Here is a 4341-nt window from a genome sequence, read left to right on the forward strand (position 1 = left end):
TCCCCCACTCGGGACGCCCCTCCACCGCCGCCAGCAACCGCCCCGCCTGCGCCCGCAACGCCGCACCACCACGACCCGACACCACCCACGGCACCACATCCGCACCATCGGCCTCGGCGATCGGCGCAGCCTCCACCGCCGGCGCCTCCTCCAGGATCAAGTGGGCGTTGGTGCCGCTGATGCCGAAGGCGGAGACGCCCGCTCGGCGCGGTCGGTCGGTCGGCGACCAGTCCTGCTGCTCGCTGAGGAGCCGTACGGCGCCGGAGGACCAGTCGATGTGCGAGGAGGGCTCGTCCACGAACAGGGTGCGCGGCAGTACGCCGTGCCGGAGCGCCATCACCATCTTGATCACGCCGGCCACACCGGCGGCGGCCTGGGCGTGCCCGATGTTGGACTTCAACGACCCGAGCCACAGCGGACGGTCCTGGTCCCGGTCCTGGCCGTAGGTGGCGAGCAGCGCCTGGGCCTCGATCGGGTCGCCCAGTTTGGTGCCGGTGCCGTGCGCCTCGACCGCGTCCACCTCCGAGGCGGTCAGGCGTGCGTTGGCCAGCGCCTCGCGGATGACCCGCTGCTGGGAGGGGCCGTTGGGCGCGGCCAGGCCGTTGGAGGCGCCGTCCTGGTTGAGGGCCGAGCCGCGGATCACCGCCAGCACCTGGTGGCCGTTGCGTTGGGCGTCGGAGAGCCGCTCCAGCAGCACCACTCCGGCGCCCTCGGCGAGACCGAACCCGTCGGCGCTGTCGGCGAAGGCCTTGCAGCGTCCGTCGGCGGCGAGCGACCGCAGTCGGCTGAAGCCGATGAAGGCGTTGGGGGTGGGCATGACCACCGCGCCGCCGGCGATGGCGGTGGAGCATTCGCCGTTGCGCAGCGACTGGCAGGCCAGGTGCAGGGCGACCAGCGAGGAGGAGCAGGCGGTGTCCACGGTGATGGCGGGGCCTTCGAGTCCGAAGGCGTAGGCGACCCGGCCGGAGATGACGCTGGTGACGCTTCCGGTCACCACGTAGTCCTCGATGGCCCGCGGTGCTTCGCCTGCCTCCACCCCGTAGCCGTGGGACATGGCCCCGACGAAGGTGCCGGTGCGGCTGCCGCGCAGTTCGGTGGGGGTGATGCCGGCCCGTTCGAACGCTTCCCAGGAGACCTCCAGCAGCAGCCGCTGCTGCGGGTCCATGGCCACGGCCTCGCGCGGGCTGATACCGAAGAACTCCGCGTCGAAGAGGTCGACGCCGTTCAGGAATCCGCCTTCGCGCACCGAGCTGGTGCCCTGGCGGTCGGGATCGGGGTCGAAGAGCTCGGCCAGGTTCCAGCCGCGGTCCTCGGGGAAGGCGCCGATGGCGTCGCCGCCGTCGGCGAGCAGCCGCCACAGGTCCTCGGGGGTCTCGATGTCCCCGGGGTAGCGGCAGGCCATGCTCACGATCGCGATCGGCTCTTCCGCGGCGTGCCCGCCGGGAGGTGCGCCCACGGCCGCCGGGGCGGCCGCCCGCTCGGTGGTCCCGCGCGGCTCGGTCTCCGTACCGAGGTGCAGCTCGTTGTGGAGCTGCCGGGCCAGCGCGAGGGGGGTCGGGTAGTCGAAGACCAGGGTGGCGGGGAGTTTCAGGCCGGTGGCGGTCGCCAGCCGGTTGCGCAGTTCGACGGCGGTCATGGACTCGAAGCCGAGTTCCTTGAAGGCCCGCTCGTGGCCGATCGCCTCGGCCGTGGCGTGTCCGAGGACGGCCTGGGCGTGGGAGACGACCAGTTCCAGCAGGGCGCGCTGCCGGGCACCGGCGGGCAGTGCGGCGAGCCGGTCCCGCAGTTCGTCGGAGACGGTCCCGCCCGGGGCCGCGGCCTGGGACACGGGGCCGGTGGTGTCGAGGAAGGGGCGGGCGCCCGGCAGTTCGTCGAGCAGTCGGCTGGGGCGCATCGCGGTGAACAGTGCGACGAAGGGCTTCCAGTCGATCTCGGCGACGGCGACGAAGGTCTCGTCGTGGTCCAGGGTCTGCTGGAGGGCCGCGATGGCCAGTTCGGGGCGCATCAGCGGGAGGCCCTGCTGCCGGACCCGGCGGCGGCGCTCAGCGACGTCCAGTCCGCCCAGGTGCTGCCAGGTCTTGACGGCGTCCTCCCAGACGCCCCAGGCCACGGAGGTCATGGGCAGCCCGTGGGCGCGGCCCTGTTCGGCCATGGCGTCCAGGGCGGCGTTGGCGGCGGCGTAGGCGGCGTGGTCGCCGCTGCCCCACAGCGCGGCGATCGAGGAGAACAGGACGAAGGCGTCCAGGCTGTCGGGGTCGAGCAGTTCGGCCAGGTGCCGGGCGCCGGCGACCTTGGCGCCGAGGACGGCGGCGAAGCTGTCCAGGGTGGTCTCGGCGACCGGGGCCAGCTCGATGAACGCGGCCGTGTGCAGGACCGCGCGTACGGTACGGCCCTCGCGCGCCAGCCGGTCCAGGAGCGCCGCCACGGCCTCCCGGTCCGCGATGTCGCAGGCGGCCAGGGTGACGCCGACGCCCTTGGCGGTGAGTTCGGCTTCCAGTTCGGCGGCGCCGGGGGCGTCGGGTCCGGAGCGGCTGACCAGTACCAGGTGTTCGGCGCCGCGGTCGGCCAACCAGCGGGCGATGCGCGGGCCGAGGCTGCCGGTGGCGCCGGTGACCAGTACGGTGCCGCGCGGGCGCCAGTCGCGTGCCGGGCGGGCGTCGCCGAGCGGGGCGCTCACCATGCGCCGGGCGAACAGGCCGGCCGGTCGCACCGCCAGCTGGTCCTCGCCGTCCAGGCCCGCCAGGGCCCGGCAGAGTCGGCCCAGTGCCGGGGCGTCCGGGTGCTCCGGGAGGTCGACCAGGCCGCCCCACTGCCGGGGGTGTTCCAGGGCCACGACCCGGCCCAGGCCCCAGAGTTGGGCCGGTACCGGTCCGGCCGGCCGGTCGGCGGGCCCGGTGGACACCGCGCCCTGGGTGGCGCACCACAGCGGGGTCTGGAGTCCGGCCTCGGTGAGGGCCTGCACCAGGGTCAGGGTCAGGGCCACGCCGGTGGCCAGCGCCGGGTGTCCGGGGTGTGCCCGCTCGTCCAGGCCGAGCAGGGACAGCACTCCGGCGGGTGCCGTGAGCCCGTCCTCGGTGGCGAGCGCCTCGCGCAGCCGGGTGCCCATCCGGGTGCGGTCGGTGTCCTCGTGGGACAGCTCCAGCTCCAGCACGCGCGCGCCGTGCCCGGTCAGCGCCTGGCGGGCCGCGGCTGCCCAGGGGGTGTCGGTGTGCCCCTGCGGGACGGCCACCAGCCAGGTGCCGGTCAGGGCCGGTCCGGTGGTCTCCGGCACCGGCTTCCAGGCGATCCGGTAGCGCCAGCCGTCCACCTCGGACTGCTCGCGGCTGTGCCTGCGCCAGGACGACAGCGCCGGGAGCAGGCTGCTGAGCGAGATCTGCTGTGCCTCGTCCTCGATCCGCAGGGTACGGGCCAGGGCCTCGGCGTCCGCTTCCTCGACGGCGCGCCAGAAGCCGGCCTCGCGCGGGTCCGGGGTGTACGTACCGCCGCCGGGCGTGTCCTCGGTGTCCTCCAGCCAGAACCGCCGGCGCTGGAAGGCGTAGGTGGGCAGGTCCAGCCGGGCGGTGCCGGGCAGCAGCGCGCTCCAGTCCACGGGTACGCCCCGCACATAGGCCTGGGCGAGGGAGGTCAGCATCCGCCGCATCCCGCCCTCGTCGCGGCGGAGCGAGCCCACCGCCAGCGCGGGGACCTCGGCGTCCTCGGCGGTCTCCTCCACCCCGACGGTCAGCACCGGGTGCGGGGTGCACTCGACGAAGGCGCTGAGTCCGTCCGCCAGCAGACCGCGCACCACGGGCTCGAAGCGGACCGGCCGGCGGAGGTTGGTGTACCAGTACTCGGCGTCCAGGGCGGTGGTGTCCAGGAGTCCGCCGGTCACCGTGGAGTGGAAGGGCACCTGGGCGGTCCGCGGCGCGATCCCCGCCAGGTCGGCGGTGATCCGCTCGCGCAGCCGCTCGACCTGTGCCGAGTGGGAGCCGTAGTCCACCGGGATCCGGCGGGCCCGTACATCGTTCGCGACCAGGTCTTCGACGATCTCCTCGATGGCCCGCGCGTCTCCGGCCACCACCGTCGAGGACGGACCGTTCAACGCCGCCACCGACAGCCGCCCGTCCCAGCGGGCCAGCAGCTTCTCCACCTCCGCCACCGGAAGCGGCAGCGAGGCCATCCCGCCCTCGCCCGCGATCTCCAACAACGCCCGCGACCGCAAGGCCACCACCCGCGCCGCATCCTCCAAGGACAGGGCACCCGCCACACACGCCGCCGCGATCTCACCCTGCGAATGACCCACCACCGCCGCCGGCTCCACCCCCACCGAGCGCCACACCCGCGCCAACGACACCATCACCG

1 protein-coding gene is annotated in these 4341 nt (G+C 74.4%); it reads right to left on the reverse strand.

The window, feature by feature from the left end; translation table 11 throughout:
* A partial coding sequence (locus E4099_RS29660; protein WP_135342200.1) for a type I polyketide synthase occupies positions 1–4341 on the reverse strand: 4341 nt, incomplete at both ends.

This window comes from Streptomyces palmae, assembly GCF_004684805.1.
Classification (GTDB): domain Bacteria; phylum Actinomycetota; class Actinomycetes; order Streptomycetales; family Streptomycetaceae; genus Streptomyces; species Streptomyces palmae.